The 26,296-nt window shown below is 71.1% G+C and carries 29 protein-coding genes; 19 read left to right on the top strand and 10 right to left on the bottom strand.

Annotated features, from left to right (window positions below; translation table 11 throughout):
- Positions 1 to 70: 70 nt before the first annotated feature.
- The gene (locus tag OG580_RS16645; RefSeq protein ID WP_267044463.1) at positions 71 to 991 is read left to right on the top strand and encodes a glycoside hydrolase family 19 protein; all 921 of its coding nucleotides are present in this window, start codon (positions 71 to 73) and stop codon (positions 989 to 991) included.
- On the opposite strand, the gene OG580_RS16640 is transcribed toward OG580_RS16645, so the two are convergent.
- Positions 992 to 1,228, bottom strand: coding sequence for a DUF397 domain-containing protein (locus OG580_RS16640; protein WP_267044462.1), 237 nt, complete (start codon positions 1,226 to 1,228; stop codon positions 992 to 994).
- Complete coding sequence (locus tag OG580_RS16635; protein ID WP_267044461.1) at positions 1,225 to 2,061, bottom strand: helix-turn-helix transcriptional regulator; 837 nt, start codon at positions 2,059 to 2,061, stop codon at positions 1,225 to 1,227. Before OG580_RS16635 ends, OG580_RS16640 begins: the two co-directional genes overlap by 4 nt.
- 156 nt (positions 2,062 to 2,217) lie before the next feature.
- On the opposite strand from OG580_RS16635, the gene OG580_RS16630 reads away from it, so the two are divergent.
- From OG580_RS16630 to OG580_RS16610, 5 genes are read left to right on the top strand one after another with little or no spacing between them, the layout of a single operon-like run.
- On the top strand, positions 2,218 to 2,670 hold the full coding sequence (locus OG580_RS16630; protein ID WP_267044460.1) for a hypothetical protein: 453 nt from the start codon (positions 2,218 to 2,220) through the stop codon (positions 2,668 to 2,670).
- Between the two features lie 47 nt (positions 2,671 to 2,717).
- Complete coding sequence (locus OG580_RS16625) at positions 2,718 to 3,509, top strand: DUF2785 domain-containing protein (protein WP_267044459.1); 792 nt, start codon at positions 2,718 to 2,720, stop codon at positions 3,507 to 3,509.
- A 27-nt stretch (positions 3,510 to 3,536) separates the two neighbouring features.
- A complete protein-coding gene (locus OG580_RS16620) occupies positions 3,537 to 3,950 on the top strand; it encodes a hypothetical protein (RefSeq protein ID WP_267044458.1) in 414 nt (137 codons plus the stop codon).
- Positions 3,951 to 3,999: 49 nt separating this feature from the next.
- Positions 4,000 to 4,266: a hypothetical protein gene (locus OG580_RS16615; protein ID WP_267044457.1), complete on the top strand. Its 267-nt coding sequence runs from the start codon at positions 4,000 to 4,002 to the stop codon at positions 4,264 to 4,266.
- Positions 4,263 to 4,661 (top strand): type II toxin-antitoxin system VapC family toxin, encoded by a 399-nt coding sequence (locus OG580_RS16610; RefSeq protein ID WP_267044456.1) that lies wholly within the window; start codon positions 4,263 to 4,265, stop codon positions 4,659 to 4,661. Before OG580_RS16615 ends, OG580_RS16610 begins: the two co-directional genes overlap by 4 nt.
- 38 nt (positions 4,662 to 4,699) lie before the next feature.
- On the opposite strand, the gene OG580_RS16605 is transcribed toward OG580_RS16610, so the two are convergent.
- Positions 4,700 to 5,191, bottom strand: a complete 492-nt coding sequence (locus OG580_RS16605) for a MarR family winged helix-turn-helix transcriptional regulator (RefSeq protein ID WP_267044455.1) — start codon at positions 5,189 to 5,191, stop codon at positions 4,700 to 4,702.
- A complete protein-coding gene (locus OG580_RS16600; RefSeq protein ID WP_267044454.1) occupies positions 5,188 to 5,793 on the bottom strand; it encodes a DJ-1/PfpI family protein in 606 nt (201 codons plus the stop codon). Before OG580_RS16600 ends, OG580_RS16605 begins: the two co-directional genes overlap by 4 nt.
- Positions 5,794 to 5,959: 166 nt before the next feature.
- Between OG580_RS16600 and OG580_RS16595 the strand changes: the two genes are divergently transcribed.
- From OG580_RS16595 to OG580_RS16585, 3 genes are all read left to right on the top strand, one after another.
- On the top strand, positions 5,960 to 7,324 hold the full coding sequence (locus OG580_RS16595) for an aspartate aminotransferase family protein (RefSeq protein ID WP_267044453.1): 1,365 nt from the start codon (positions 5,960 to 5,962) through the stop codon (positions 7,322 to 7,324).
- 84 nt (positions 7,325 to 7,408) lie between these two features.
- On the top strand, positions 7,409 to 8,188 hold the full coding sequence (locus OG580_RS16590) for a GntR family transcriptional regulator (protein WP_267044452.1): 780 nt from the start codon (positions 7,409 to 7,411) through the stop codon (positions 8,186 to 8,188).
- 115 nt (positions 8,189 to 8,303) lie between these two features.
- Entirely contained in the window at positions 8,304 to 8,954 is a 651-nt protein-coding gene (locus OG580_RS16585; RefSeq protein ID WP_267044451.1) for a hypothetical protein, read from the top strand.
- Between the two features lie 43 nt (positions 8,955 to 8,997).
- Here the strand turns inward: OG580_RS16585 and OG580_RS16580 are convergent, their stop codons facing one another.
- On the bottom strand, positions 8,998 to 9,711 hold the full coding sequence (locus OG580_RS16580; RefSeq protein ID WP_267048028.1) for an SLATT domain-containing protein: 714 nt from the start codon (positions 9,709 to 9,711) through the stop codon (positions 8,998 to 9,000).
- A gap of 269 nt (positions 9,712 to 9,980) precedes the next feature.
- Between OG580_RS16580 and OG580_RS16575 the strand changes: the two genes are divergently transcribed.
- The 7 genes from OG580_RS16575 to OG580_RS16545 all read left to right on the top strand — a co-directional run bounded on the left by OG580_RS16575 (position 9,981) and on the right by OG580_RS16545 (position 16,546).
- Positions 9,981 to 10,316 carry a YbaB/EbfC family nucleoid-associated protein gene (locus OG580_RS16575; protein WP_267048027.1) on the top strand — a complete coding sequence of 112 codons (336 nt, stop codon included), beginning with the start codon at positions 9,981 to 9,983 and terminating at the stop codon, positions 10,314 to 10,316.
- Positions 10,317 to 10,406: 90 nt separating this feature from the next.
- The gene (recR, locus tag OG580_RS16570; RefSeq protein ID WP_043221197.1) at positions 10,407 to 11,006 is read left to right on the top strand and encodes a recombination mediator RecR; all 600 of its coding nucleotides are present in this window, start codon (positions 10,407 to 10,409) and stop codon (positions 11,004 to 11,006) included.
- 47 nt (positions 11,007 to 11,053) lie between these two features.
- The gene (locus tag OG580_RS16565; RefSeq protein WP_267044450.1) at positions 11,054 to 11,716 is read left to right on the top strand and encodes a DUF5063 domain-containing protein; all 663 of its coding nucleotides are present in this window, start codon (positions 11,054 to 11,056) and stop codon (positions 11,714 to 11,716) included.
- A 132-nt stretch (positions 11,717 to 11,848) separates the two neighbouring features.
- Positions 11,849 to 13,120, top strand: a complete 1,272-nt coding sequence (locus tag OG580_RS16560; protein ID WP_267044449.1) for an aspartate kinase — start codon at positions 11,849 to 11,851, stop codon at positions 13,118 to 13,120.
- The gene (locus tag OG580_RS16555) at positions 13,117 to 14,175 is read left to right on the top strand and encodes an aspartate-semialdehyde dehydrogenase (protein WP_267044448.1); all 1,059 of its coding nucleotides are present in this window, start codon (positions 13,117 to 13,119) and stop codon (positions 14,173 to 14,175) included. The genes OG580_RS16560 and OG580_RS16555 overlap by 4 nt, the downstream gene beginning before the upstream one ends.
- Positions 14,176 to 14,591: 416 nt before the next feature.
- Entirely contained in the window at positions 14,592 to 15,179 is a 588-nt protein-coding gene (locus tag OG580_RS16550) for a SigE family RNA polymerase sigma factor (RefSeq protein WP_267048026.1), read from the top strand.
- The gene (locus tag OG580_RS16545) at positions 15,176 to 16,546 is read left to right on the top strand and encodes a hypothetical protein (protein ID WP_267044447.1); all 1,371 of its coding nucleotides are present in this window, start codon (positions 15,176 to 15,178) and stop codon (positions 16,544 to 16,546) included. Before OG580_RS16550 ends, OG580_RS16545 begins: the two co-directional genes overlap by 4 nt.
- 66 nt (positions 16,547 to 16,612) lie before the next feature.
- Here OG580_RS16545 and OG580_RS16540 read toward each other — a convergent pair whose 3' ends face one another.
- Together OG580_RS16540 and OG580_RS16535 are read right to left on the bottom strand one after the other, a co-directional pair.
- The gene (locus OG580_RS16540) at positions 16,613 to 17,353 is read right to left on the bottom strand and encodes an SURF1 family protein (protein ID WP_267044446.1); all 741 of its coding nucleotides are present in this window, start codon (positions 17,351 to 17,353) and stop codon (positions 16,613 to 16,615) included.
- A 23-nt stretch (positions 17,354 to 17,376) separates the two neighbouring features.
- Complete coding sequence (locus tag OG580_RS16535; RefSeq protein ID WP_267044445.1) at positions 17,377 to 19,203, bottom strand: prolyl oligopeptidase family serine peptidase; 1,827 nt, start codon at positions 19,201 to 19,203, stop codon at positions 17,377 to 17,379.
- Between the two features lie 62 nt (positions 19,204 to 19,265).
- Between OG580_RS16535 and OG580_RS16530 the strand changes: the two genes are divergently transcribed.
- Positions 19,266 to 20,096, top strand: a complete 831-nt coding sequence (locus OG580_RS16530; RefSeq protein ID WP_267044444.1) for a bifunctional 2-polyprenyl-6-hydroxyphenol methylase/3-demethylubiquinol 3-O-methyltransferase UbiG — start codon at positions 19,266 to 19,268, stop codon at positions 20,094 to 20,096.
- A gap of 33 nt (positions 20,097 to 20,129) precedes the next feature.
- Here OG580_RS16530 and OG580_RS16525 read toward each other — a convergent pair whose 3' ends face one another.
- A complete protein-coding gene (locus OG580_RS16525) occupies positions 20,130 to 20,423 on the bottom strand; it encodes a DUF6191 domain-containing protein (RefSeq protein WP_267044443.1) in 294 nt (97 codons plus the stop codon).
- A gap of 49 nt (positions 20,424 to 20,472) precedes the next feature.
- Entirely contained in the window at positions 20,473 to 21,504 is a 1,032-nt protein-coding gene (locus OG580_RS16520; RefSeq protein WP_267044442.1) for an Lrp/AsnC family transcriptional regulator, read from the bottom strand.
- A gap of 384 nt (positions 21,505 to 21,888) precedes the next feature.
- Between OG580_RS16520 and OG580_RS16515 the strand changes: the two genes are divergently transcribed.
- Positions 21,889 to 23,232, top strand: a complete 1,344-nt coding sequence (locus OG580_RS16515) for a tetratricopeptide repeat protein (protein ID WP_267044441.1) — start codon at positions 21,889 to 21,891, stop codon at positions 23,230 to 23,232.
- A gap of 52 nt (positions 23,233 to 23,284) precedes the next feature.
- On the top strand, positions 23,285 to 24,292 hold the full coding sequence (locus tag OG580_RS16510) for a YdcF family protein (RefSeq protein WP_267044440.1): 1,008 nt from the start codon (positions 23,285 to 23,287) through the stop codon (positions 24,290 to 24,292).
- Positions 24,293 to 24,338: 46 nt separating this feature from the next.
- Here the strand turns inward: OG580_RS16510 and OG580_RS16505 are convergent, their stop codons facing one another.
- Positions 24,339 to 26,177, bottom strand: a complete 1,839-nt coding sequence (locus OG580_RS16505) for an alkyl/aryl-sulfatase (protein ID WP_267044439.1) — start codon at positions 26,175 to 26,177, stop codon at positions 24,339 to 24,341.
- Positions 26,178 to 26,296: the final 119 nt, after the last annotated feature.

Genomic DNA, 26,296 nt, shown 5'->3' with positions numbered 1-26,296 from the left:
TTGACAGGTCCAGACCAATCACGCTTTTCTGTGGCTTCCCCCACCCGGCCCCACCCGGAAGGAAGTACGCATGCTGCGTAAGTTGGTCACCCTGTTGGCCGCGCTCTGTACGGCCGTCGGAATCGCCGTCCTCCTCCCCGTCGCCTCCGCCGGAGCGGCCGCCGCCTGCGCGGCCGCGTGGAGCTCCTCCAGCGTCTACACGGGCGGGATGACGGCCTCGCACAACGGCCACAACTGGTCGGCCAAGTGGTGGACCCAGAACGAGACCCCCGGCACGACCGGCGAGTGGGGCGTCTGGGCCGACCAGGGCGTCTGCGACGGCGGCGGTACCACTCCGCCCACCACTCCGCCCACCACCCCGCCGCCGAGCTCCGGATTCGTGGTCTCCGAGGCCCAGTTCAACCAGATGTTCCCGAGCCGGAACCCCTTCTACACGTACGCGGGCCTCACCGCCGCCCTCAAGTCCTACCCCGGCTTCGCCAACACCGGCAGCGACACGGTGAAGAAGCAGGAGGCCGCGGCCTTCCTCGCGAACGTCTCCCACGAGACGGGCGGCCTCGTCCACATCGTCGAGCAGAACACGGCGAACTACCCGCACTACTGCGACGCGAACCAGCCCTACGGCTGCCCGGCCGGCCAGGCCGCCTACTACGGCCGCGGCCCCATCCAGCTCTCCTGGAACTTCAACTACAAGGCCGCCGGTGACGCCCTCGGCATCGACCTGCTCAACAACCCCTGGAAGGTCGAGCAGGATCCGGCCGTCGCCATGCAGACGGGCCTCTGGTACTGGAACACCCAGAACGGCCCCGGCACGATGACCGCCCACAACGCCATGGTCAACGGCGCCGGCTTCGGCCAGACCATCTGGGCGATCAACGGCTCGCTGGAGTGCAACGGCGGTAACCCGGCCCAGGTCCAGAGCCGGGTCACCAAGTACCAGCAGTTCACCCAGATCCTGGGCGTCCCCGCCGGGTCGAACCTGTACTGCTGATCAGTCCTGCCAGGCAACGAACACGGTCCAGGCGGCGGGCTCCACGACGAACGTGGGCCCGTCGCCGACCTTCGAGTCCCGGAGGTGGACGGCGTGGGCGCAGGTGGCGACCTCTACGCAGTTGCCGCCGCCGCCGTCGCTGTAGGAGGACTTGTGCCAGTCGAAGGCGACCTCGACGCAGCTGCCGCCTCCGTCGTCGCTGTAGCTGGACTTGAACCAGTGCAGGGTCTCGTTCATCTCCGTGCTCCCGCCAACTCCTCGATGACGCCCAGCGACCTGCGCGGATCCAGGGCCTGTGCCCGGATCCTCGCATATCGCTGCAGGTGCGTACTGACCTTCGCCCGGTCGGTGATCAGCAGACTCTCGCCCTGAATCTCCAGGTAGGTCACGCGGTCGTGGGCCGGAGTCTCGACGATCTCCAGGGTGCCTCGTGCGCCCGCGTACTCACCTCCCAGACCCGCATCCAGCGGCAGCACCTGAAGGTTCACGTTCCGCCTCCGCGCGCACTCCGCCAGGTGCGCCAGCTGCTCTTCCATCACCTCCTTGCCTCCGATCGGCCTCCGCAGCACCGACTCGTCGAGGACCAGCTCGATCTCGCACACCTGCTTCCGGTCGAACAGCGCCTTCCGCGCCATCCGGCCGACCACCAGCTCTTCGACCCGTTCCGGGGTGGGATCCGGGTAGCCGCCCGCAATCAACGCCCGCGCATATGCCTCCGTCTGAAACAGCCCGTGGACCACGTGGTTCGCGTACAGCCACAGCGCCACCGCCTTCTGCTCGATCGGCGCGTACCCACGGAACTGTTCGGGCAGCTTCTCCAGCCGTACGAGCTCCCGCATCTCCTCGAAGATGCCCGTCCCGCCGCCCAGGACGCGTTCGAGATGCACCAGCATCTCGTCGCTCACCGGGTGGAGCAGCCGTTCCATCGCGCTGATGGCCGCGCCGGTGTAGCCCATCTGCGCGCCGAGCTGTTCCTGCGTCAGGCCCTTCTTCACGCGCATTCTCTTCGCCACCGTCGCGGCCATCCTCGCCGCAGGTCCCACCGATTCCTTGTTCTCTTCTCGCGCCATCGCGATCCCCATCCGAACTCAACCGATCTCAACCGGTCTCAACTGCTCCCCGCCGAATTCGACTGCCCATAAGGTGCGTTGGTGCAGGTCAAGGGGTTGCCGACGCGCCCACCGCAGTCGTGGAAAACGCTAGCGTCGGCGCGGGAACATGACCTCGTGAATGCAGAGAATCGGGAAGTAAACGCGGACTGGATTCCCAGTTCCGGATTCCAACTCCGCAAGGCAGGGGTGCAATTCGACGCCGTTCGTGTCGACGGTGAGGAGGGGCGACGGCTCGCGGACTGGATAGAGGTACTCACCGGGGGCGACCCCGGCCCCGTCGTCATCGAGGCGAACGGCCGGCAGGGGGTCTATTTCCTGGTGCCGCCGGGGTCGACGGCGCACCGCTCGTGGCCGCGCGGGGTGACCCGCTTCAACGCGGGGCCCGCTCGTGTGAGTTACGTACCCGTGCCCGCGTTGACGGGACGGACCTGGCCGCTCGCGTGGCGGTTCCCGCCGGCCGGGCCTGACAGGTTCGTGCACACGCTGCTCCTGCGGAGCGCCGTGACCGAGCTGTTCGCCGACCCGTACGCGTACGCGGACACGCATACGGCCGCTCGGGATCAGTGAAATTTTATTCTCGGCGTGAGGCGGCGGTATGCGCTTATTGTGCCGCTGTGACCGACTGGAACGGCATCGAAGCCGCCGACTACGCCATACCCGCCGACCGTGACCTGGAAGAACTGACAGGAGAGCTGTCCCGCGCGCTCGCGGATCCCGACCCGGGGATCCGTGACGGGGCGGCCTACTCCGTCCTCGCGACCTGGATCGAGCGAGGGGTGATCGACGAGCCCCGGAGGCTCGCGCTCGGCGACGAGATGGCGGCCCGCTTCGACGACCCGGAGATCCAGGCCCGCACCTTCGCCCCGCTCGTGCTCGCCATGCTCGTGCGCAAGGGGGACTTCAGGTCGGAGTGGGTGGACGCGTTGGCGCGCTGGTACCCGGCGGAGGAGGACCTGCGGGGCCACGACGAGAAGCTCGGCTGGCTCCACGCGGTCGCCCACGGGGCGGACCTTCTCGACGTGTTCGGGCGCCACGCCGAGGTGGACCCGGTGCGGATGCTGGAGCTCGCCGCCGCGCGGCTGACGGCGCCGACCGCGCACGTGTGGGACCAGCTGGAGGACGACCGGCTGGCGAGGGCGGTCGCCCGTATCCTCACCCGCGCCGACCTGAGCGAGCACGAGGCGACGGCCTGGCTCGACGTGGTCGCCGCCGACTTCGGGGCGGACGACATCGGCGTCCCCGTCCCCGCGCACCTCTCCAACTGCCTGCGCACGCTCCGCATGTTGTACGTTCTCGCGGACCGAGGCGTCCGGATAGCCCGCGACGACGAGCCGCAGCCCCTCCACCACGCCCCGGCGCTCAAGGCCCGCCTCGCCGAGGTCCTCGACCGGATCGTCAGGCGCTGATCGGCGGTCTTCAGGGAGGGCACGGGGATGCGCGGATCGACGACGAAAGGCGCGCCGCCGCCCGTTTCCGCTCCGGGGTGCGGCTGGTACTGGATGGCCGGCGCCCTCGCTGCCCTCGGCACGTACGGCGGCACCGCGTGGACCGTGCGGTCGTGGGCGGGCTGCCCGCTCGGGAACGACGCGAGCAGCAACATCGGGCTGAACGCGTTGATGCTGCTCATCTGGGTCTGCATGACTCTGCTGCTGTCCCTGCTCCCCTTCGCACTGCGGCGCCGGCCCTTCCGGGGCGGGCGGGCGGTCATGTGGCTCGCGCCGCTCGCGGCGGCCATCGCGCTGACCGTGCTGTACCGGGTCGGGATGGAGTGGCCGTACGACCCGCCCGGGGGTCCGTGCACGGACGGCTACCCCCTCTTCCCGTTCACGGGCAAGACGGGCCCGTAGCGGTTCGGGCGATTGCGTGCATGCAGATGTGCATGCAACCATGGTGTGCATGGTTGCACTGCAGATTCGTGACGTGCCCGAGGACATGCGTGACCGGCTCGCGGCCATAGCGGGTGAGCGAGGCCAGTCGTTGCAGGCGTACCTCTTCGACGTGCTGAGCGACGAAGTGCGGCGTCGGGACAATCTGGCCGTGCTTGAGGGATTCTCCGCAGGGCGGTACGGGGTGCGGCTCGACGCCGCCGATGTGCTGGGCGCCCTGCGGGGCGGGCGTGAGGAGCGCGACGGGGCCCTTGGCGTACCTGAGGGCGACGAGTGATCGTCGTCGACGCCTCGGTCTTCGCGTTCTCACTGCTCGACGAAGGCGCCATCGGCGACCGCTGCCGGGCAGCCCTCACCGCCGACAGCAGGTGGATCGCGCCGGAGCACTGGACGATCGAGGTGCTGTCGGTGATCCGGGGCAATCTGCTCGGCGGGAAGATTTCGAAGCAGCACGCGGAGGACGCCGTCGTCGCGCTCGTGAAGCTGGAGCCCGTCGTTCCACTGTCGCGCGTCCTGCTGCCCCGCATGTGGGAGCTACGAGGGAACCTCACCGCCTACGACGCCGCCTACGTCGCCGCGGCGGAGGCGTACGGCTGTGCGCTGGTCACCGCGGACGGACGTCTGGCCCGAGCCTCTGGCATCCGCTGCCCCGTGGACGTGATCGGCCGCTGAACCGAAGCGCGCGCGAGAAGCGGCTCGGCGGACAGGTCCTAGTCGGCCGCCTCAGGGGCCGAGTAGGTCGCGTTGACCGCCTCCAGCGCGCCCGAGAGCCGTTCCAGTACCCGTACCGTCTCGTCGAAGGCCTCCTGGCCGCCCAGCTCGTGCATGAGCAGGGATGCCAGTTCCGCGTGGCCCGGTTCGATGCGGTCGATCGCCGCGCGGCCCGCCTCCGTGGGGGTGAGGAGCTTGGCGCGTCGGTGGGCGGGGTTCGCCTCGTACGCCGCCAGGCCCTCCCGTACGAGAAGGTCCGCGATCCGCTGGACGCTCTGGCGCGTGATGCCCATGACGCGGGCGATCCCGGCGACCGGCAGCGGCTCGGGGAGGACGGCGCCGAGGACCTGCCACCAGGCGGCAGTCAGGCCCGCCGGCTCGGCCAGCTTCTCCGATACGGCGAGGAACTGGCCGTTCAGGCGGAAGACGCCCAGGGCCGTACGGGACAGGGCGTCCTGCTGCTGCCGGCGGCTCGCGGGGTCGCCGCTCACGAGTTCAGCTCGACGAACGCCGCCGGGTCCGAGTCGTGGAAGAGGCGGTACCAGGCGTCCCGCTTGCCCTCGTACGCGCCCAGCCGGGCGAAGATCTCGCGGGCGAACGCGACGGGCTCCGTCGGGCCCGCCGTGATCAGGTCCCCGTCGGTCACGGCGTCCGCGTCGACGTAGTGCTCACCGCCCTTGTAGCCGGTGGCGGCCAGGTAGAAGGAGACGGCGCTCGTGTGCGGGCGGTCGTCGAGGAGGCCCTCCTTCGCGAGGCCCGCCGTGGCGCCGCAGATCGCGGCGACCGGCACGCCGGCGTCGAGGAAGGTACGGGCCTTGGCCGTGAAGGGGGCGAGCTCGTCGCCCTCGTCGTACTTCTCGGCGCCCGGAAGGATCAGCAGGGCGCTGTCCTCGGCGCGGAGGTCGGCGAGCGCGAGGTCGGGGACGATCCGGATCCCGGCGATCGTCGTGACGGGCTCTCCCGCGACCGGGCCGACGGTCCGGATCGTGTATCCGGCACGGGCGAGCCAGGCGGTGGCGTGGCCCGTCTCCCAGTCGGCGAGGGTGTCGTAGACGGCGAGATGAACGGTCTTGGTGTCAGTCTCGGTTCCCATGACAGAAGGCTGTCATGATGACAGCTTGCTGTCAATTGGGATGTGGCTTCCTCCGAGCCGCCGGTCGGGTTCAAAGCGGGACAGAGCAAGGTGTCGCGTCCGGCCCGGTCTCGGTGGACAAGATGGCCATGGCCCGCCCCACCTGCGATTCCTTACCCTCGACCGCATGACCCCTCATGTCGCCGCACCCGATCCCCAGGCCGGCGCGGCCGTCAAGGCCGCCGACCGCGCGCACGTCTTCCACTCCTGGTCCGCCCAGGGTCTGATCGACCCGCTCGCCGTCGCCGGCGCCGAGGGTTCGTACTTCTGGGACTACGACGGAAACCGCTACCTCGACTTCACCAGCGGTCTCGTCTACACCAACATCGGCTACCAGCACCCCAAGGTCGTCGCCGCGATCCAGGAGCAGGCCGGGAAGCTCACCACCTTCGCGCCCGCCTTCGCCATCGACGTCCGCTCCGAGGCCGCACGCCTCATCGCCGAGCGCACCCCGGGCGACCTGGACAAGATCTTCTTCACCAACGGCGGCGCCGAGGCCGTCGAGAACGCCGTACGCATGGCCCGGCTGCACACCGGCCGTACGAAGGTGCTCTCCGCCTACCGCTCGTACCACGGCGCCACCTCCACCGCGATCAACCTGACCGGTGACCCGCGCCGCTGGCCCTCCGACACCGCCTCCGCCGGTGTCGTGCACTTCTGGGCGCCGTTCCTCTACCGCTCGCCCTTCTACTCCACCACCGAGGCGGAGGAGGGTGCGCGTGCCCTGCAGCACCTGGAGGACACGATCGCCTTCGAGGGTCCCGCGACCATCGCCGCGATCATCCTGGAGACCGTGCCCGGCACCGCCGGCATCATGACCCCGCCGCCCGGCTACCTCGCCGGCGTGCGCGAGATCTGCGACAAGTACGGCATCGTCTTCATCCTCGACGAGGTCATGGCCGGCTTCGGCCGCACGGGCAAGTGGTTCGCCGCCGAGCACTTCGACGTCGTGCCCGACCTGATGACCTTCGCCAAGGGCGTGAACTCCGGCTACGTGCCCCTCGGCGGCGTCGCCATCAACGCCGAGATCGCCGCGACCTTCGACAAGCGCCCGTACCCGGGCGGTCTGACCTACTCCGGTCACCCGCTGGCCTGCGCCGCCGCCGTCGCCACCATCAACGTGATGGAGGACGAGAAGGTCGTCGAGAACGCCGCCCGCATCGGCGAGACCGTCCTCGGCCCCGGCCTGCGCGAGCTCGCCGAGCGCCACCCGTCGGTCGGCGACGTGCGCGGCATGGGCGTCTTCTGGGCGCTGGAGCTGGTCAAGAACCGCGAGACGCGCGAGCCGCTCGTCCCGTACAACGCGGCCGGCGAGGCCGCCGCGCCGATGGCCGCCCTGGGCGCCGCGGCGAAGAAGAACGGCCTGTGGCCCTTCATCAACATGAACCGCACGCACGCCGTCCCCGCCTGCAACGTCTCCGACGCGGAGGCCAAGGAGGGCCTGGCGGCCCTGGACGCGGCGCTGTCCGTGGCCGACCAGTACACCGTGTGAGCGAGTCGTGACGTAAGGCGAATTCGGGGAGGTTCCCTCCGTTTGGACTAGGGTGTCCGAAGCCGGACGGAGGGGGCCGACCACATGCCCGCGAGCGGAGCTGTCACCCGCAACACCCTGCGACGGCAGATCGCGGACGCGCTGCGTGACGAGGTGCTCGCGGGCCGTCTCCAGCCGGGGCAGGAGTTCACGGTCAAGCAGATCGCGGAGCAGTACGGGGTGTCCGCGACGCCCGTACGGGAAGCCCTCGTCGACCTCTGCGCGCAGGGGCTCCTCGACTCCGACCAGCACCGCGGTTTCCGCGTCCACGAGTTCTCGGTCGACGACTACCGGCGGATGGTCGAGGCCCGGATGCTCGTCGTCGACGGCCTCTTCCGCCGCCACGCGCCCGCCGTCCTGCCCCCGCCCGCCTCTTCCTCTTGCGTCTTCCCTTCCGCTTCCTCTGCCGCTTCCTCCGCCTCCGCCGTCTCCGCCGCGGAACGGGAGCCGGAACCCGACCTCGGCGTCGGGGTCGCGCTCGTCTCCGTACGGCGCCGGGGCGAGGCCGCGGCCCGCGCCGCCCGCGCCGGGGACCTGGACATCCTCATCGGGTACGACATCCGCTACTGGCGTGAGCTGGGGCGCCTGGTCGCCGGCAACGACTACATCGCCGACTTCCTGCACAAGCTCCGGGTTCAGGCCTGGGTCTTCTCCGTGCCCTACCTGCGCTCCGAGCGGGACGTGCTCGGCTGGCTGTGGAGCGGACACATCGAGCTGGTGGACGCCGTCACGCGCGGCGACGCGGACGCGGCCGTCGAGGTCGTCAGGGCGTACAACACGCACTCGCTGGAGTGGGCGGACCGCCTGGAGGGCCGCGCGCGATGAAGGGAACCCTTCGGATTGAGGCCGGGGATACGGGGGCAGTTCCTGAGCGGGTGGGCGTCGTCGGCCGTGCCGACTACCCTGGCCGTCCCTGCAACTGACGGAGAGCGAGCCTCCCTTGGCCTGTGACCTGTGGCTGGTCCCCCTCGTCGACGTGCTGTGTCACAGCCCCGACAATCCCTTCGCCGAGGAGATAGCGGCCTACGACGCCGTGCTCAGCGCGTCCGGCCTGCCCACCGTGCCCGTCTACGCGTACATGCCGGGGCTCGCCGGCGACGTCGCCCCGGTCGCGGGCTTCGACTACGAGGCCCTGCACTTCCTGCGCCGTGTGTACCTCCTCCAGATGTGCGGGCTGCCGGTCGAGCCGGTCGGCGAGCTCGGCGGGGACTACGAGCAGCTCCTGGAGATGTTCGAGGCGACCGCCCAGCAGTCGCACCTGGTCTGGCACTACGACCACGCGGGCGCGTACGTGCCCGTCGACTTCCCGGTGCCGCTCTCCAGCGACGAGCTCCTGGAGGGAGGCGGTCCGCTCGGCTCCTCGTACGGGCTGCTGCGGGAGCTCGAGTACGTGGCGCCCTCGATCGGCATCGACCCGATGAACCCCCCGGCGCCCCCGGCGCCGCCGGACCGGCCGACCTCCCTGGAGGAGCCGGCAGGACCGATTCCGTACGACGACAGCCCCTTCGCGCGGGAGCGTCACGTGTGGCTTGGGCTGCACGCGGCGGCGACCCGGAGCCTGGCGCAGGGTTCGATGATCATCCTGAGCTGACCTCCCGCCACGCCCTCCGGAGGCTCGGCGGGCCTCCGGGGGCTCAGCGGGCCTCCGGGGGCCGCTGGCGCGGCATGTTCGGCCGGGTGCCGGGCATCAGGGGGAAGCGGCTCGCGGGGTGGGCGTTCTCCGTGCGCGCGGGCATCACGCCCACCGACTGGAGCGCCAGCGGAGCCGGGCCCGAGCGGAACTCGACCATCCAGTCCGCGGTCTCCGCCCGTACGAGCTCGGTCACGTCCTCCGAGAAGCGGCGCAGCACGCCGAGACATCGCTCGGCCGCCTCGCTGGCGGTGCCCTCCGTCGGGCCCAGGACCTCCCGGACGCTCTCCGAGGCCCAGTCGAACTGCAGGGCCTGGAGCCGGCGCTGCACGGCCTGGGCCGTCGCCACGTCCCTCATCCAGCCGGACGTCAGCCCGAAGTACCGGTCGCACGCGATGCAGGCGGCGCCCAGCAGCAGCGACAGATAGCCCCAGCCGGCGGCGCCCTCGGCCACCCCGGTCAGGTCGAGCAGCGGCAGCGCGGCGCCCGCGATCACCCCGAGCGCGGTGCCGCACCGCAGGATCCGGGCGCTGCGGCGCTTCCGGACGCGGTCGGAGAGGTACCACTCGGCGGTGCGCAGGGCGTTGGCCTCGACCCAGCGGTACAGCTCGTCGAGCCGCTCCGCGGGCTCGCCCCAGTCGCCCAGGGGGAAAGACCCACCGGTCAGGTCGCGGATCGGTGGGTCGGCGTCTTCCCCGGGCTGCCCCGGCGGCTGCATGTCCGGCTGCTGGCTCACCGGGGTACTCCTCTGTTCAGCTCAGCGCGCGTGTCCTGCTGTGACGTGCGGTGCACGTGGTGCCTGCCCTTCCTACCGCCGAATGGTGGGCGGTGGGCCCGGAATCCCAGGATTTCCGCCCGCAAGAGGGTGTTGATCAGGTAGAGGAGCCCGCAGTTTCTCACTCGAAAGAGTTGTTGCGGCAGGGTGGTCGGCGACCACGTAGGCTCGGGCGTATCGACATACGGACGTACCGAACCTCAGGAGTGACCGTGATTCCCGGTGGTGGCCAGCCCAACATGCAGCAGCTTCTCCAGCAGGCCCAGAAGATGCAGCAGGACCTCGCCCGCGCCCAGGAGGAACTGGCCGCGACCGAGGTCGAGGGACAGGCCGGCGGCGGCCTGGTGAAGGCGACCGTCACCGGCTCCGGCGAGCTGCGCGGCCTCGTGATCGACCCCAAGGCGGTCGACCCGGAGGACACGGAGACGCTGGCCGACCTGGTCGTCGCCGCCGTGCAGGCCGCCACCGAGAACGCGCAGCAGCTCCAGCAGGCGAAGCTGGGCCCGCTGGCGCAGGGCCTGGGCGGGATGCCGGGCCTGGGCTTCTGAGCCTCGTCCTTTTGTGGCCTTCTGCGGGCTTCTAAGGCTCGCTTTCAGCCACTACCGTAAGAATCAAGCACCCCCGAGAAGGGCGTTCCGTTGTACGAAGGCGTGGTTCAGGACCTCATCGACGAGCTGGGCAGGCTGCCCGGCGTCGGTCCCAAGAGCGCGCAGCGGATCGCCTTCCACATCCTCCAGGCCGAGCCCACCGACGTACGGCGGCTGGCGCACGCGCTCCTGGAGGTCAAGGAGAAGGTCAGGTTCTGCGCGGTCTGCGGCAACGTGGCGCAGCAGGAGCAGTGCAACATCTGCCGGGACCCGCGGCGCGACCTGACCGTCATCTGTGTGGTCGAGGAGCCGAAGGACGTCGTGGCGATCGAGCGGACGCGCGAGTTCCGGGGGCGGTACCACGTCCTCGGCGGCGCGATCAGCCCGATCGAGGGCGTCGGCCCGGACGACCTCCGCATCCGCGAGCTCCTCGCGCGACTCGCGGACGGCGCGGTCACGGAGCTGATCCTCGCGACCGACCCGAACCTGGAGGGCGAGGCCACCGCGACGTACCTGGCGCGGATGATCAAGCCCATGGGCCTGAGGGTGACGCGGCTCGCGAGCGGGCTCCCGGTCGGCGGCGACCTGGAGTACGCCGACGAGGTGACCCTCGGCCGTGCCTTCGAGGGGCGGAGGCTGCTAGATGTATGACGACGAGGACCGAGCCCACGCAGGTGCGCCCCGAGGAAGGCTGCTCGATGTCTGACGCCACGCTCCACTCCGTCACGCAGGACCCCGACGACTTCGCGGTCCAGATCGCCGACTCCATCGAGAGCTTCATCGTCGCGACCACCGAGGTGGCCAAGGGCGACGAGCCCGACAGCGCGGTGCCGTTCATGCTCCTGGAGATCTCGCAGCTGCTGCTCGCGGGCGGGCGGCTCGGCGCGCACGAGGACATCGTTCCCGACGAGCGGTACGAGCCGGACACCGGTCCTGAGCCGGACGTGGACGACCTGCGCGAGCGCTTCGCCGTGCTCCTGGAGCCGGTCGACGTCTTCTCCGAGGTGTTCGACCCGTACGAGCCGCGCAAGGCTCCGGTCCCGGCCCGGATCTCGGACAACCTCGCCGACATCGTCACCGACCTGCGGCACGGTCTCGCCCACTACCGGGCGGGGCGGACCAGCGAGGCGCTGTGGTGGTGGCAGTTCTCGTACTTCTCCAACTGGGGTCCGACCGCCTCGGCGACCCTCCGCGCCCTCCAGTCCCTCGTCGCCCACGTCCGCCTCGACCAGCCGCTGGCGGAGCTGGACGGGCTCGACACGGACGAGGACCTGGCGGAGGAGGAGCTCGCGGAGGAGGCGGGGCGCGTGATGATCGAGGAGATCGCGGGGCCGCTGGGCCTGCGGAGCCTCAAGCGCTGAGAATCGCATCGTTGTGATCACTTCTTGAGCGTCACATCTCAGGATGTGATATACGGTCGGCGTTTTCGGGTCGCTCGTTAGACTGAGCCGATCGCAGCGCCGGCTGCGGCACACACTGAGCGAGGAGCGCACGTGGGCCTTGTCGTGCAGAAGTACGGAGGCTCCTCCGTTGCCGATGCCGAAGGCATCAAGCGCGTCGCCAAGCGGATCGTGGATGCCAAGAAGAACGGCCACCAGGTGGTCGTCGTGGTTTCCGCGATGGGCGACACGACGGACGAGCTGATCGATCTCGCCGAGCAGGTATCCCCGATCCCTGCCGGGCGAGAGTTCGACATGCTGCTGACCGCCGGAGAGCGGATCTCCATGGCCCTGCTGGCCATGGCGATCAAGAACCTGGGCCACGAGGCCCAGTCGTTCACGGGCAGCCAGGCAGGTGTCATCACCGACTCGGTCCACAACAAAGCGCGCATCATCGATGTCACGCCGGGCCGGATCCGCACCGCCCTCGACGAGGGCAACATCGCCATCGTCGCCGGCTTCCAGGGTGTGTCCCAGGACAAGAAGGACATCACCACGCTGGGCCGCGGCGGTTCCGACACCACGGCCGTGGCGCTCGCCGCCGCGCTCGACGCCGAGGTCTGCGAGATCTACACCGACGTCGACGGTGTGTTCACGGCCGACCCGCGCGTCGTGAAGAAGGCGAAGAAGATCGACTGGATCTCCTTCGAGGACATGCTGGAGCTCGCCGCCTCCGGCTCCAAGGTGCTGCTGCACCGGTGCGTCGAGTACGCGCGCCGCTACAACATTCCGATCCACGTCCGTTCGTCCTTCTCGGGACTGCAGGGCACCTGGGTCAGCAACGAGCCGCAAGGGGACCGCAAGGTGGAGCAGGCCATCATCTCGGGCGTCGCCCACGACACCTCCGAGGCGAAGATCACCGTCGTCGGCGTGCCGGACAAGCCGGGCGAGGCCGCGGCCATCTTCCGTGCCGTCGCGGACGCCGAGATCAACATCGACATGATCGTGCAGAACGTGTCCGCCGCCTCCACCGGGCTCACGGACATCTCCTTCACCCTCCCCAAGGCCGAGGGCCGCAAGGCCATCGACGCCCTGGAGAAGGCGAAGAGCGCGATCGGCTTCGACTCGCTCCGCTATGACGACCAGATCGGCAAGATCTCCCTGGTCGGCGCCGGTATGAAGACCAACCCGGGCGTCACCGCGGACTTCTTCAAGGCGCTCTCCGACGCGGGCGTGAACATCGAGCTCATCTCGACCTCCGAGATCCGGATCTCGGTCGTCACCCGCGCCGACGACGTCAACGAGGCCGTGCGCGCCGTCCACTCCGCCTTCGGACTGGACAGCGACTCGGACGAGGCCGTCGTCTATGGAGGCAGCGGCCGATGACGTCGAAGCCGACGCTCGCGGTCGTCGGTGCGACCGGAGCCGTCGGCTCGGTGATGCTCCAGATGCTCACGCACCACGCGGACGTCTGGGGCGAGATACGCCTCCTCGACTCCCCGGGGACGGCCGGCTCCAAGGCCGCCGTCCGCGGGGAGGAGTGCGAGGTCCTCGCGCTCGGCGAGGAGTCCCTGGAAGGCGTCGACCTGGCGCTCTTCCTCGTGCCCGAGGCGGTGGCGGCGCAGTGGGCGCCCATCGCCGCCGCCAAGGGCGCGGTCGTCGTGGACACCTCCGCGGCCTTCCGCGGCGACGCGGACGTGCCGCTCGTGGTCCCCGAGGTCAATCCGCACGCGGCACGCGTACGCCCCCGGGGCATCGTCGCGAGCCCGGGCTGCACCACCCTCGCGCTGATCGCCGCCGTGGGCGCCCTGCACGCCGAGTTCGGGGTCGCCGAACTGGTCGTCACCGCCCAGCAGGCCGCGAGTGGCGCCGGTGCCGGTCAGGCGGGCGTCGACACGCTCCGCGCGCAGCTCGGACTGGTGGCCGGCGACGGCGAACTCGGTACGCACCCCGGTGACGTACGGCGGGCCGTCGGCGAGAACGGTGGTCCCTTCCCCGGTCCCCTCGCGCTCAACGTCCTGCCCTGGTCGGGCGAGGCGGGCGCCGACGGGGCCTCCTCGGAGGAGGAGCGCGTCCGGGACGAGACCCGGCGGATCCTCGGGCTGCCGGGGCTGCGGGTCGCCGCCACCTGTCTGCGGGTGCCCGTCGTGAGCGGCCACTCCGTCTCCGTACATGCCCGCTTCGAACACCCCGTCACGGTCGGGCGCGCGCACGAGGTCCTGGCGACCTCGCCGGGGGTCGTGCTGTACGACGATCCCGCCGCGGGCGACTTCCCCACCCCGGCCGACGTCGTCGGGACCGATCCCGCGTGGGTCGGACGGGTGCGGCGCTCGATGGGCGACGAGCGAGCCCTCGACTTCTTCGTCTGCGCCGACAATCTCCGTAAGGGTGCCGCCCTGAACGCGCTGCAGATCGCGGAATCCGTTGTCGCGGATTTGTAGGATCTGTGAACGACCTGTGATCAAAAATGCGTCAGAAACCTCTTGAACTGCGGTGATGTCGTGTTCGACGATGCATTTCCCCCTTGCTGCAACCAGTGGTTCGGTGGGGTGCGTCTCTGTGTTCACCCATGGTTGTGGGGCACGGGCGCGCTGTGAAAGCGGGGCATCGGGGGAGAACGGTTACGCATGAGGACATACGGGTCACCGTCGAATTCGGTGGCGTACGCGTACAACCCTGGCAGGGTGAAGCGTGTCCAACAAGCGTGGCAGAGGTACTCGACATCGCGACCGTCACCCCGTTGCGCGGAGCAGGCACGGCAGTGCTTCCCGTGCGGGGTGCCCTCGGCGTCCCCGTACGCGGTTCCGTACGCGGCCCGGAGGTCCGTCCGTTCGGGCGGCAGCGCGGACTCGGCGGTCTGCCGGTGATCGCCCCCGTACCCGCGGGATCCCGGGTGACCGGGATGGACGGCATCCCGTCCCCCCGCGCGAGCACCGACGGGGTACCGGCCGCCGGGACCACCGTCGACCACCTGACCGAGACCTACCGTGCCCACTACCGGTCGCTGCTCGGTCTCGCGGCACTCCTCCTCGATGACACGGCCTCCTGCGAGGACGTGGTCCAAGAGGCGTTCATCCGCGTCCACTCGGCCCGTAAGCGGGTGCGCGAGCCCGAGAAGACGCTCGCGTACCTGCGTCAGACCGTCGTGAACCTCTCCCGGTCCGCCCTGCGTCGACGCATCCTCGGCCTCAAGCTGCTGTCCAAGCCGATGCCGGACATGGCCAGCGCGGAGGAGGGGGCGTACGACCAGCTGGAGCGGGACGACCTCATCAAGGCGATGAAGGGGCTCCAGCGACGGCAGCGCGAGGTCCTCGTGCTGCGGTACTTCGCGGACATGACGGAGGCCCAGGTCGCGGAGACGCTCGGAATATCCCTCGGCTCGGTGAAGGCGTACGGTTCGCGAGGCATCGCGGCGCTGCGTGTCGTGATGGAGGCGAACGCATGAGCCACGAGGAACGCGATGCCGATGAACGTGACGACCTGACTGGACGACGGATGCTGAACATCGATCCCGATCCCGAGCCCGAGACCGATCCCGAGACCGACCCCGACTCGGAGGACGGCGCCGGGACCGAGGCCGAGGCCGGTGTCGATTCCGGTCCCGTGGCCGGTGCCGAGGCCGGGGCCAGTGTCGGTGTCGATCCCGATCCCGGTCCCGTGGACCGCGTCGAGGACGGCGAGAGTGCCGAGGGCGGGGCGGGCGACGAGCTCGCGTTGCGGCGGCTGCTCCAGGGCGCCGTCGCGGGGCTCGAGCCCACGACCGGTTCACTGGACCACCTGCGCCGTGCCGTGCCCGCGCGACGTGCCCGCAAGCGGCAGGCCCTCGTCGGCGCCGCGGCCGCCGCGGTCCTCATCGGGACCGCCGTGCCCGCCTTCGTGCACGTCGCGAACTCGGGCGGGATCACCGCCGCCAACCCCGTGAACGCGGGCCACGGCGAGGACGCCCAGGGCGGCACCGGAGCCGAGACGGGTGTCGAGGGCGGCCAGTCGGCCAAGCCCCCCGCGTCCCAGGTGTCCCCCAGTCAGGGCACGGTCGACGGGGCCTCGGGCAAGCCGCAGCGGCCGGGGGCCGGCGCGACCGGCGGCGGCCCGCGGAGCTCGCAGAACCCGGTGCCCGGCGGCGTCCCGCGGTGCGGGGCGGACCAGCTCGGCGTCAGCGCGGCGCAGACGGGTGGGCCCGCCGGCTCGGGGAACGTGTACGGCACGTTCCGCGTGGCCAACGTGTCCGGACAGACCTGTGTCGTGGACGGCAGCGGCATCGTCAGCTTCGAGGCCAGGGGAGCCGCCGACCCGGCGCGGATCTCGGTCGTCCGGCACACCTCCGACGACGGCAGCGGGTTGCCCGACCTCTCCCTGGAGGCGTCCGCGCTCGTCCTGAAGCCCAACGACTCCTACGAGGTGCGGTTCGCCTGGGTGCCGAGTGACACCTGTCCTTCGACCGGGACCACGCCGACGACCGAGCCGCCGACGGAGCCGCCGACGGAGCCGCCGACGACCGAGCCGGTGACGGAGCCGCCGACCGAGCCGCCGACGACCGAGCCGCAGACGACGCCCCCGAGCACCCAGGACCCCGGCACGGATCCGGGTGCGGGGACGGGCACGGGTGCGGGCACCGGCACGGACAGCGGGACCAGCGCGGAGGGCGCGGAGAGCGGTATGGCGGCGCAGCTGATCCGGGAGGACGGCGGCACCGCGGACGGCAGCGTCTCGGTCAGCCACACCGCGGAGCCGGGCGGCCCCGTCGCCGTGGCGACCGTCTCGGACGCCTGCGCGGGCACGATCTACCGGACCGGCATCCTCTCCGGCTCCTGACCCACCCCGTACGGAAGGGGCCCGGAGGACGACCGTCCTCCGGGCCCCTTCCGCAGGGGTGTCCGGCTACAGGCCGAGCGCCTCGTCCCGGGAGGCCTCCGCCTCACGGCGCACGAGGCGGAACCACATGAAGAGCACGAAGCCGGCGAAGACGAACCACTCCGCCGTGTAGCCGAGGTTCTGGAAGGCCTTCACGTCCAGGCTCGTCCCCGCCGCGGCGGCCGCCGGGACCGGGGTGAGACCGGCGGGGGCGTCGGCCAGGGTGATCCAGGCGTCGTACACCTCGTCGGTGATCACGTTCACCAGGGACGCCGCGCTGATCATGCCGAGCTGACCCTCGGGCAGGCCGCCCGCGGTGTGGACGCCCTTCGTCCCCGGGGTCTCCGAGGCCTGGAGCGCGCCCACCACCGTGACCTCGCCGGACGGCGGGGCCGGGGCCTTCGCGCCCGTGGGGAGCCAGCCGCGGACCACCGGCAGGGACCGGCCGCCGTCCGTCTTCAGCAGTGTCAGGACGTACGAGCCGGTGCGGCCGTCAAGGTCGCGCTCCGGGACGAGGAACTGCTCCCCGAACCGGCCGCGCGCCTCGGCGGGCCGCCCGGAGGTCTCCGTGTCCACCGGCAGGAGGGTGTCCAGCGGCGCCGCCTCCAGCGAGCTCGCGGCGGGCCGCTGTTCGGCCTCCCGGTGGGAGTCGACGCGATCCTCGAACTTACCCAGCTGCCAGGTCCCCATGAAGACGCAGAACGGGATCGCCAGCAGGACGAAGATGTTGATCCCCCACCAGCGGGGCGTTCTCAGGAACCGGTACACACCCCCACGGTACGCAAGCGGGATCAGCTCCCCGACGGCCGGGTACCCAGGTGCTTCGCGGCGAAGGCCAGGTCCAGGGCGACCTGCTTGATCCGCTCCTCCACCACGAGCGAGCCGTGGCCCGCGTCGTACCGGTACACCTCGTGGACCGCGTCGCGGGCAGCCAGCCGGTCCACGTAGTTGTCGATCTGCCGGATCGGGCAGCGCGGGTCGTTGACGCCGGCCGTGATGTGCACCGGGGCCTTCACCGCGTCCACGTACGTCAGCGGCGACGAGGCCGCGTACCGCTCGGGCACCTCCTCCGGCGAGCCGCCGAGCAGCGTCCGGTCCAGCGCCTTGAGGGCCTCCATCTCGTCCTCGTACGCCGTGACGTAGTCCGCGACCGGGACCGCGGCGAGGCCGACCGCCCAGACGTCCGGCTGGGTGCCCAGACCGAGGAGCGTGAGGTAGCCGCCCCACGAGCCGCCGGAGAGGATCAGCCGGGACGGGTCGGCGAGGCCGCTCGCCACCGCCCACGCGCGGACCGCCTCGACGTCCTCCAGCTCGATCAGACCGACCCGGTGCTTCAGGGCGTCCGTCCACTCCCGGCCGTATCCCGTCGAGCCGCGGTAGTTGACCCGCACCACCGCGTACCCGTGGTCCACCCAGGCCGCCGGGCCCGAGGCGAAGGCGTCGCTGTCGTGCCAGGCGGGACCGCCGTGCACCTCGAAGATCGTGGGGAAGGGCCCCTCGCCCTCCGTGGGGCGCTGCACGAGCGCGTGGACCCTGCCGCCGGGCCCGTCCACCCACACGTCCTCCACCGGCACCGACGGCGGCGCCTTGTGGCCGGGCGGGTCGAGGACGATCCCGCCGTCCGTGGAGCGCACCACCGGCGGCTCGGCGGCCGAGGACCACAGGTACTCGACGCTGCCGTCGGGCCGGGCCGTCGCGCTCTGCACCGAACCGGCCGGGGTCTCCACCCGGACCAGGGCGCGGGTGGCGATCTCGTACCGGAAGAGCTCGCTGCGGGCCTCGAAGCTGTGCACGATCAGCAGACCGGAGCCGTCCGGGTACCACTCCGCCGACACGTCGCCCGGCAGGTCGAGCCGGAGGTCGGTCTCGGTGCCCGTCACCACGTCCCAGAGCATCGGCTCCCAGTGGCCGCGCCGCTGGTGCCCGACGAGCAGCCGGGCGTCGCCCGCCACCGGGGCGAAGCCGAGGACGGCGAGCCCGAGCTCCTCCGTGCCGTCCTTGGTGTCGTCGAGCTCGGCCAGCACGCTCGCGTCCGAGGCGCGCAGCACACGCAGCGCCGAGTGCATCGCGTCCCCGTGCTCGGTGTGCTCGATCGCGATCAGCGAGCCGTCGTGCGAGAGGTCGCCGACCCCGGCCGACTCCGGGTGCCGGTAGATCTCGACCGGGGCGTCGGCCCCGGGCCGTACGAGATGGATCGTCGAACCGTCCTCGTCCGTGGAGCAGCCGATCACGAGGGTGCCCTCACGGCCGATGGAGAGACCGCCCGGGTAGGAGGCGGCGAGGCCGGGCACGGCGGGCTCGTCCGCACCGCCCGCGAACGGCTGACGCATCCACACCCCGAACTCGTCCCCGTCGGTGTCCGCGAACCACCAGATCCACGCGCCGTCGGGGGAAAGCGTCCCGTCCGTCGTGCCGTTCGGCCGGTCCGTGACCTGCCGCTGCTCGCCGCTCGCCCGGTCCCAGGCGTACAGCTCGTACGTCCCGGTGGCGTTGGAGGAGAACAGCGAGCGGTCCGGGGCCTCTTCGGCCCACTCGGGCAGGGAGACGCGCGGCGCGCGGAACCGCTGCTCCCACACGGGGGTCTGGGTGAAGTCCTTGCTCTCAGTCATGGCACCCATCATGCTCCGCGCGGCCGTCAATCCGGTCGCGTCCTCCGCAACCTGTGGATAACCTCGCGAACATGTACTCCCCGACCCCTGAAGACTGGCACGAGGGCAATCGCGCGCGCTGGGACGAGCGCGTCCCGATCCACGCGGCCAGCACGTTCTACGACCTCGACTCCTTCCGCGCGGGCAAGGACGCCCTGCGGGACTTCGAGCTCGCGGAGGTCGGTGACGTCACCGGGCGCTCCCTGCTCCATCTCCAGTGCCACATCGGCCTGGACACGCTCTCCTGGGCCCGGCACGGCGCCGCGCACGTCGTCGGTCTGGACTTCTCCGAGCCGGCCGTCGAGACCGCCCGCTCGCTCGCCGCCGACCTCGGCTACTCGCAGGACCGCGCGGCCTTCGTCGCCGCCGACGCGTACGAGGCCGCGGAGGCCGTCCCGGACAGCTCGTACGACATCGTCTACACCGGGACCGGGGCGCTGTGCTGGCTGCCCGACATAGAGCGCTGGGCGGAGACCGCCGCCTCGCTCGTCGCCCCGGGCGGCTTCCTCTACGTGGCCGAGTTCCATCCGCTGACGGACTCGCTCGACGACGAGACCGGCTCGCGGATCGTGCACGACTACTTCGTCCGCGAGCCGTGGGTGGACACCACGCCGGGCACGTACGCGGACCTCGACGCCGAAACCGTCCACAACCGCAGCGTGGAGTGGGTGCACCCGGTCGGCGAGGTCGTCACGGCGATCGCGAAGGCCGGCCTCAGGATCGAGTTCCTGCACGAGCACGAGGCCTCGCTGTTCCCGCGCTACGGCGCGCTCCAGCGGCACGAGGACGGCTACTACCGCTTCCCGGCGGACCGTCCGCGGATCCCGATGATGTACTCGATCAAGGCGTCCCGCCCGGCCTGATCGTCAGGACGGCCCCTGGGGAGTGTCTTGTCCCTAGGCCTGCCTGCCGAGCCTGATGACGGCGCGCCCGCCCCGCAGATCCACGGTCGAGTGGTGCGGCGGGGCGCCGTCCTCCTCGTCGTCGCGCATCACCAGGGAGCTCTGCCGCTGCTTGAGCTCGTTCTGCTTGCCCGGCGAGAACGTCGCGTGCAGCTGCTCGAAGCCCGTGGAGGAGACCTGGCCGGTGCGCTTGCCGCGCCCGGTCGCCCGCAGCAGCTGGTCGGCGAAGGCGATCACGGTCAGCAGGATGACCAGTCCGGGCAGCGTCACGAACACGGCGAACTCCATGGCGCCATGAGAACACGCGGAACGGCGCGGGGGAACAGACCGGTGGGCCTCAGTGGCCCGGGTCCGGCCGTATGTGGTGGGTCCGCCGCCCGTCCGGGCCGATCACCTGCGCACCCACCTTGTGGGTGCGCAGCGAGAGCGAGGTGCCCGTGATCCGCAGCGTGGGGGAGGCCCGCGTCATCGCCGCCGTCACGTCGTGGAGCTCGTCGACCGTGCGGAGCCACATGGAGAGGGCCAGGTTGTGGCGCCCGGTGACCGAGGTGATCAGGCGGGACGTCCGCAGCCGGGTCAGCGCCGCCACCGTCGCCGCCACGTCCAGCGGCGGGGCGTCGGCCGTGACCAGTGCCCACACCGGGCGTCCGGAGAACCTGGGGGCCGGCAGGCAGTGGTGATGGAGCGCCCCGCTCCCCGCGAGGGCGTCCAGCCTGCGCCGGACCGTCGACTCGCTCGTACCGCACTGGCGGGCGAGTTCGGCGGCGCTGCGGCGGGCGTCGCCGGCCAGCTCGGCGATGAGCCGCCGGTCGAGCTCGGCGAGCGGCGGATTACCGCGCGCCTGCGCGCGTGCCCGCCGGTCCGCGCCCGTGACCTCCCTGAGGTGCCGTGCCTGACCGGGGGTGAGCTGCTCGATCCGTGACTGGAACATGCGGTTGTGCATGCGGGTGACGATCTGCGTACGGGTCCGCAGCACCCCGGGCAGCCGCCGGGTCCGGTTGGTGAGGTAGGCGTCGAACGCGTACAGGTCGGGACAGCGCACGAGCAGGAGCAGATCGGCTTCACCGGTCACCTGGTGGACGGCGAGGGTGTACGGGTCGCGGGCCAGCGCGATCGCGGTGGCCTCGGTGTCGCCCGCGACGCAGTCGAGTTCCACCCACGCGTACAGCGCGCCCTCCCCTTGGGGAACCCTGATCAGGGAGCTCCACGCGTACCCCCCGGCCGTGAGGTGGTCCCAGCGTCGGGCGAGCGTGTCGGGGCTCGATCCCAGGACGGTCGAGAGCTGGGTCCAGCTCGCGCGCGGAGCGATCTGCAGTGCGTGGATCAGTGACAGATCCGCCTCTCCCAGGACGGATTCCCCGGTGTGCATATGCCTCCTTGGCCGATCCCTGGAAAACCGTGGATGTGGGCACCAGGGCGCCCCAGGATGTGGACTGAGGCATATGCATTCAAGCCGTGCTGGCGATTGTTCGCCATTAAGGCTGGCATAAGTCACAGAATCGGACATGACCAGGACAGGACAGAATAGGACAGGATGGTACGGGGGATGGAATCCATGGGGCACATGGGGAGTCCGAGGAACCCGAGGAGTTCGAGGAGTACGGGGAGCACAAGGAATACGGGGAGTGCGAGGAGTACAAGGAGCGCGGGAAGCGCGGGCAGTGCGGCGAGGTTCGCCGGTCCCGGGAATTCCGGGGCCGTAGAGGCGGGCGAGTCGCCGGAGGCGGAGCCGGAGCTGCTGTGGGGTGAGCCCGTGAGTCCTGACCAACTGGCGGCCGCCGAACGCGGCTACGCGCGGTGCGGCCCCGCCGAACGCCTCCTGTGGGAACGGCTCTCCGTCTTCGAGGGCGCCTTCGGCCGGGAGGCCGTCCGCGAGGTCTGTGCCTCCGGCACACTCCCCTCGGAGGAGATCCAGACCGTCCTCGACCGGCTCGCGCCCCTCGCGCTCCTCCCCGTGGACGACCTGTTCGACGGGGAGGACGGCGCCCCCCGCTACTGGATGCCGCACCCGATGCGGGCCGTCGGCGCCCGCCGGCTCACCGAACGCGGCAACCGCTGGGCCGTCGTCCTGCACCACCGGAGGTGGTGCGTGAAACTGGCCCGGCAGGCCGCCGACTGGTGGCAGAGCGGACGGCAGGTCGACGCCAGGAACCTCGCCCTGCGCGAGCTCCCGGACCTGGCCGCCGCCATGGACCCGACGACCGCACCGCTCTCGCCGAGCGCCGAGGCCGACACGGCCGTCGAGATCGCGGTCTCCCTGTGGTTCCTGTGGCTGGCCTGCGGACGGGTCGCCGAGGGCAGGACCCGGCTGCGTCACGCCCTCTCCCTGCACTCCGGACAGCCGTCCGCCCGAGCCCTGTGGCTCGCCGCCTACCTGGAGCTGGAGTCGGGCCGCCCCGAGGACGCCGACCCGCTCCTCGTCCAGGCATGGGCGGCGGCCGTACGGGACGGGGACGACCGGTGCCTGGCGATGCTGGCCCATCTGCGCGGCGCGACCGCCCTCTACCAGGGGCGTACCCGTGAGGCGGCGGTCGAGTTCCGGGACGCGCTGTCCCTGATGGGGGAGCACCCGGAGTTCGGGCCGACCCGGGAGCTGTGCTGGGCCGCGCTCGCGCTCACCCTGAGCCGGACCGACCCGGAGGCGGCCCAGGAGGCCCTGGACCAGCTCCTCCTGGACACGACGGGCCGCCGGACCTGGGCGGGCCGTGACCTGTGGGCCGACGCCTGGGCGCACCACGCCCGGGCCGAACTCCTCGCCTGGGACGGAGAACGCGAGCGGGCCGCCGAGCACGCCCGGCGGGCGCTCCTCGGCCATCTGACGCTCGGCTCCGCGGTGGGGGCGGCCTGCGCGGCCGAACTCCTCGCCCAGATGCGGGTCGTGGGCGGCCGGCCCGCCGACGGCGCCCATCTCCTGGGCGCGGTCGACCTGTTCAGAGCCTCCGTCTTCGACATCTCGTACCGGCCGGCGACGTACTGCGTGACGGCGCGGGTGCGCGTCGACGAGGCTCTGCGGGCCCTGTTCGGCGACCTGGAACTGCGCCGCGCGTACGAAGAGGGCGCGCGGCTGGGCCTGTTCGCGCTGGCGGGTGAGGCCTGACGGATGGTCCGGTGACGGCCGGGTTGTCGGTGGCGGTGTCTACGATGTCGGAATGTTCGCCTTCGTCGTAGCCGCCGTCTTCCTGCTGCTCTTCGGGGCCGGTGTGCTGCGGGACCGGCGCCGCTTCGGCAATGCCGTCCACCTCGGCCTGGCCGTCACCGCGCTCGGGATCGGGCTCCTCCTGGAGATCGACGCCGCCCCGCCCGGTGTCTCCGAGACCGTGATGATCCTGGTGCTGCTCGTCCTCGGCCTCGGCCCGATCGTCCTCGCCGGACTGCTCTGCGCGAACGGGGTGAAGATGGTCCGCAAGGAGGGCAGACGTCCGGCGAACCTGCTGTCGCTCCTCGCGGGCCTCGGCATGTTCGGCGTGATGGGTCTGATGATCGCCGCCGTAGTCACGCACTCGCGGGCCCTGGGACTGATCGTCGTCACCACCCTGCTCGTGTTCGGCTACGTCTCGTTCCTCTTCCTCTGCTTCGTCGGCTACGCGTTCCTGTACGGCCGGATGCGGATCCGTCGCGACGCCGACTACGTCGTCGTCCTCGGCTCCGGGCTGATCGGCGGCCGCCGCGTGCCGCCGCTCCTCGCGAGCCGTCTGGACCGAGGCCGGCAGGTGTACGAGACGCTGGCCGCGCGCGGCGGGGACGCGCCCGTCCTCATCACCTCCGGCGGCCAGGGCCCCGACGAGGCGCTGCCCGAGTCGCACGCGATGGCCGACTACCTCGTCGAGGGCGGCTTCCCGGCCGCCTCGGTCGTGCGCGAGGACCGCTCGCGCACGACCGAGGAGAACATGCTCTTCAGCAAGGAGCTGATGGAGCGCGAAAGGCCCGGCTCCTCCTGCGTGATCGTCACCAACAACTTCCACGCCTTCCGGGCCGCGCTGATGGCCCGCCGCGTGGGGGTGGACGGCCAGGTGGTGGGCTCGCCCACCGCGGCCTACTTCTGGCCGTCCGCGACCATCCGCGAGTTCGCCGCGGTGTTCCTCCAGTACAAGGTGGTGAACCTCGGGATCTGCGCGGCGCTGATCCTGCTCGGCATACTGGCGTGGCTCGTGCGCTGACCGTCCGGTGCGCGCCGCTCCCGGCGGTCCGGGTGGGACCGGCCGCTCACGGCGTGACGATCGGGAACTGCGGGTCGGGCTTCGTCACGTACGAGAAGAGACGCCCGAGCAGCGCCGGGTCGCCCTCCGTCCCGATCCCGAGCTCCTCGATGCTCCGGCCGGCCAGCAGGCCGAGGAGCTGCGCCTTGGCCAGCGTGAGCGTGAGCCCGGCGGGGGTCCGGGGCTCGGAGATCTCCCGGTGGGTGAGGGCGCCGTTGTGCAGGGTGAGACGTCGGCGCGTCCCCGCGCCCGTGGGGCCGTCCGTCAGGACCAGGTCGACGGTCAGGTCGTCGTGCCAGGCGCGCGGCCCGTCGATCCGTACGGCGATCGAGTCGATGAGCATGGGGACGGTGAGGGCCATCGCCATCTCGGGGTTGGTCAGGTCGAGGTCCGTCTTGACGATGCCCTCGCGGAGCTCCAGCGCGGAGGTGAGGTAGAAGTTGCGCCAGGTGCCGTTCTCGGAGCCGTACCCCAGCCGGTCGTAGACCGCGGCGAGCGCCTCCTTCGCCTCGACGTTCCCGGGTTCGGCGAAGACCAGGTGGTTGAGCAGGGTCGCCGCGAACCGCAGGTCGCCCGCGTCGACGTACTCGCGGGCCTTGGCGAGGGTCTCGGCGGGGCCGCCCGCCACGGCCACGTACCGCTTCGCGGTCTCGACCGGCGGGTGCTCCCAGAGATGGGCCACGTTCCCGTCGAACCAGCCCAGGTAGCGCTGGTAGATCGCCTTGGCGTTGTGGCTGAGCGAGCCGTAGTAGCCGCGCGCGTGCCAGGACGTGGCCAGGGCCGGCGGCAGCTCGATCCGCTCGGCGATCTCCGGGCCGGTGAGGCCTTCGTTGAGCAGCCGCAGCGTCTGGTCGTGCATGTACGCGTAGAGGTCGCGCTGTTCGGTCAGGAACCGCACCACGTTGTCGTGGCCCCAGGTCGGCCAGTGGTGGGAGGCGAAGCCGACGTCGTACTGCCCGTGGAAGTACTCGACCGCCTCGTCGAGGTAGGCGGACCAGATGCGGGAGTCGCGGACGACGGCCCCGCGCAGGGTCAGGATGTTGTGCATGTTGTGCGTGGCGTTCTCGGCCAGGCACAGGGCGCGCTGGTCGGGGAAGAGGAAGTTCATCTCGGACGGGGCCTCGGTGCCCGGCGTGAGCTGGAAGACGATCCGCACGCCGTCGACCGTCACCTCCTGGCCGGTCTCCGTGATGTCCACGGTCGGCGGGATGAGGCTGATGGTGCCGAGGGAGGTGGTCTGGCCGAGCCCGGCGCTGATCTGGGCGTCCGGGGACTTCGGGAGGTTCGCCCCGTACATGTAGGCGGCGCGGCGGGTCATCGCGTTGCCCGCGTACACGTTCTCGCTGACCGCGTGCTCAAGGAAGCCGGCCGGGGCGATGATCGGCACCCCGTCCTCGGTGCCGTGGGGCAGGATCCCGCGGGCACCGCCGAAGTGGTCGCCGTGAGAGTGCGTGTAGATCAGACCGGTGACGGGCCGCTCGCCGCGGTGCTCCTTGTAGAGCGCGAGCGCGGCGGCGGCGGTCTCGGTGGAGATCAGCGGGTCGATGACGATGATCCCGCGCTCGCCCTCGACGATCGTCATGTTCGACAGGTCGAGGCCCCGCACCTGGTAGATGCCCCCGGTGACCTCGTACAGGCCCTGACGGGCGCAGAGCTGGGCCTGGCGCCAGAGGCTGGGGTGCGCGGTGTCGGGGCAGTCCGCCTTCAGGAAGTCGTAGACGTCCCCGTCCCAGATCGTGCGGCCGTCGGCGGCCGTGACCGAGCCGGGGACGAGGGCGCCGATGAAGCCCCGGTCCGCGTTGTCGAAGTCGGTGGTGTCGTCGAAGGAGGGCAGAGTGTCGCTCATGTGCCAGGTGCTCCGTTCCGCGCAGCGCTGATCGGCGTTCGAGTCCATCTGAACACCGGGGCACTACGACCGCACTTCGGAGCCGGGAGACGGCGGGAGCGGCACTCCGTACCTACTCT

The sequence above is a fragment of the Streptomyces sp. NBC_00094 genome (assembly GCF_026343125.1).
Classification (GTDB): domain Bacteria; phylum Actinomycetota; class Actinomycetes; order Streptomycetales; family Streptomycetaceae; genus Streptomyces.
The sequence above is the reverse complement of the archived record's forward strand: the minus strand, read 5'-3'. Positions and strand labels throughout refer to the sequence as shown.

Coding starts and splice junctions, on each gene's coding strand:
- OG580_RS16645 (WP_267044463.1), top strand. CDS start 71: ATGCTGCGTAAGTTGGTCACCCTGTTGGCCGCGCTCTGTACGGCCGTC.
- OG580_RS16640 (WP_267044462.1), bottom strand. CDS start 1,228: ATGAACGAGACCCTGCACTGGTTCAAGTCCAGCTACAGCGACGACGGA.
- OG580_RS16635 (WP_267044461.1), bottom strand. CDS start 2,061: ATGGCGCGAGAAGAGAACAAGGAATCGGTGGGACCTGCGGCGAGGATG.
- OG580_RS16620 (WP_267044458.1), top strand. CDS start 3,537: ATGCGCGGATCGACGACGAAAGGCGCGCCGCCGCCCGTTTCCGCTCCG.
- OG580_RS16615 (WP_267044457.1), top strand. CDS start 4,000: ATGGTTGCACTGCAGATTCGTGACGTGCCCGAGGACATGCGTGACCGG.
- OG580_RS16600 (WP_267044454.1), bottom strand. CDS start 5,793: ATGGGAACCGAGACTGACACCAAGACCGTTCATCTCGCCGTCTACGAC.
- OG580_RS16595 (WP_267044453.1), top strand. CDS start 5,960: ATGACCCCTCATGTCGCCGCACCCGATCCCCAGGCCGGCGCGGCCGTC.
- OG580_RS16590 (WP_267044452.1), top strand. CDS start 7,409: ATGCCCGCGAGCGGAGCTGTCACCCGCAACACCCTGCGACGGCAGATC.
- OG580_RS16580 (WP_267048028.1), bottom strand. CDS start 9,711: ATGCAGCCGCCGGGGCAGCCCGGGGAAGACGCCGACCCACCGATCCGC.
- OG580_RS16565 (WP_267044450.1), top strand. CDS start 11,054: ATGTCTGACGCCACGCTCCACTCCGTCACGCAGGACCCCGACGACTTC.
- OG580_RS16555 (WP_267044448.1), top strand. CDS start 13,117: ATGACGTCGAAGCCGACGCTCGCGGTCGTCGGTGCGACCGGAGCCGTC.
- OG580_RS16545 (WP_267044447.1), top strand. CDS start 15,176: ATGAGCCACGAGGAACGCGATGCCGATGAACGTGACGACCTGACTGGA.
- OG580_RS16535 (WP_267044445.1), bottom strand. CDS start 19,203: ATGGGTGCCATGACTGAGAGCAAGGACTTCACCCAGACCCCCGTGTGG.
- OG580_RS16530 (WP_267044444.1), top strand. CDS start 19,266: ATGTACTCCCCGACCCCTGAAGACTGGCACGAGGGCAATCGCGCGCGC.
- OG580_RS16525 (WP_267044443.1), bottom strand. CDS start 20,423: ATGGAGTTCGCCGTGTTCGTGACGCTGCCCGGACTGGTCATCCTGCTG.
- OG580_RS16520 (WP_267044442.1), bottom strand. CDS start 21,504: ATGCACACCGGGGAATCCGTCCTGGGAGAGGCGGATCTGTCACTGATC.
- OG580_RS16510 (WP_267044440.1), top strand. CDS start 23,285: ATGTTCGCCTTCGTCGTAGCCGCCGTCTTCCTGCTGCTCTTCGGGGCC.
- OG580_RS16505 (WP_267044439.1), bottom strand. CDS start 26,177: ATGAGCGACACTCTGCCCTCCTTCGACGACACCACCGACTTCGACAAC.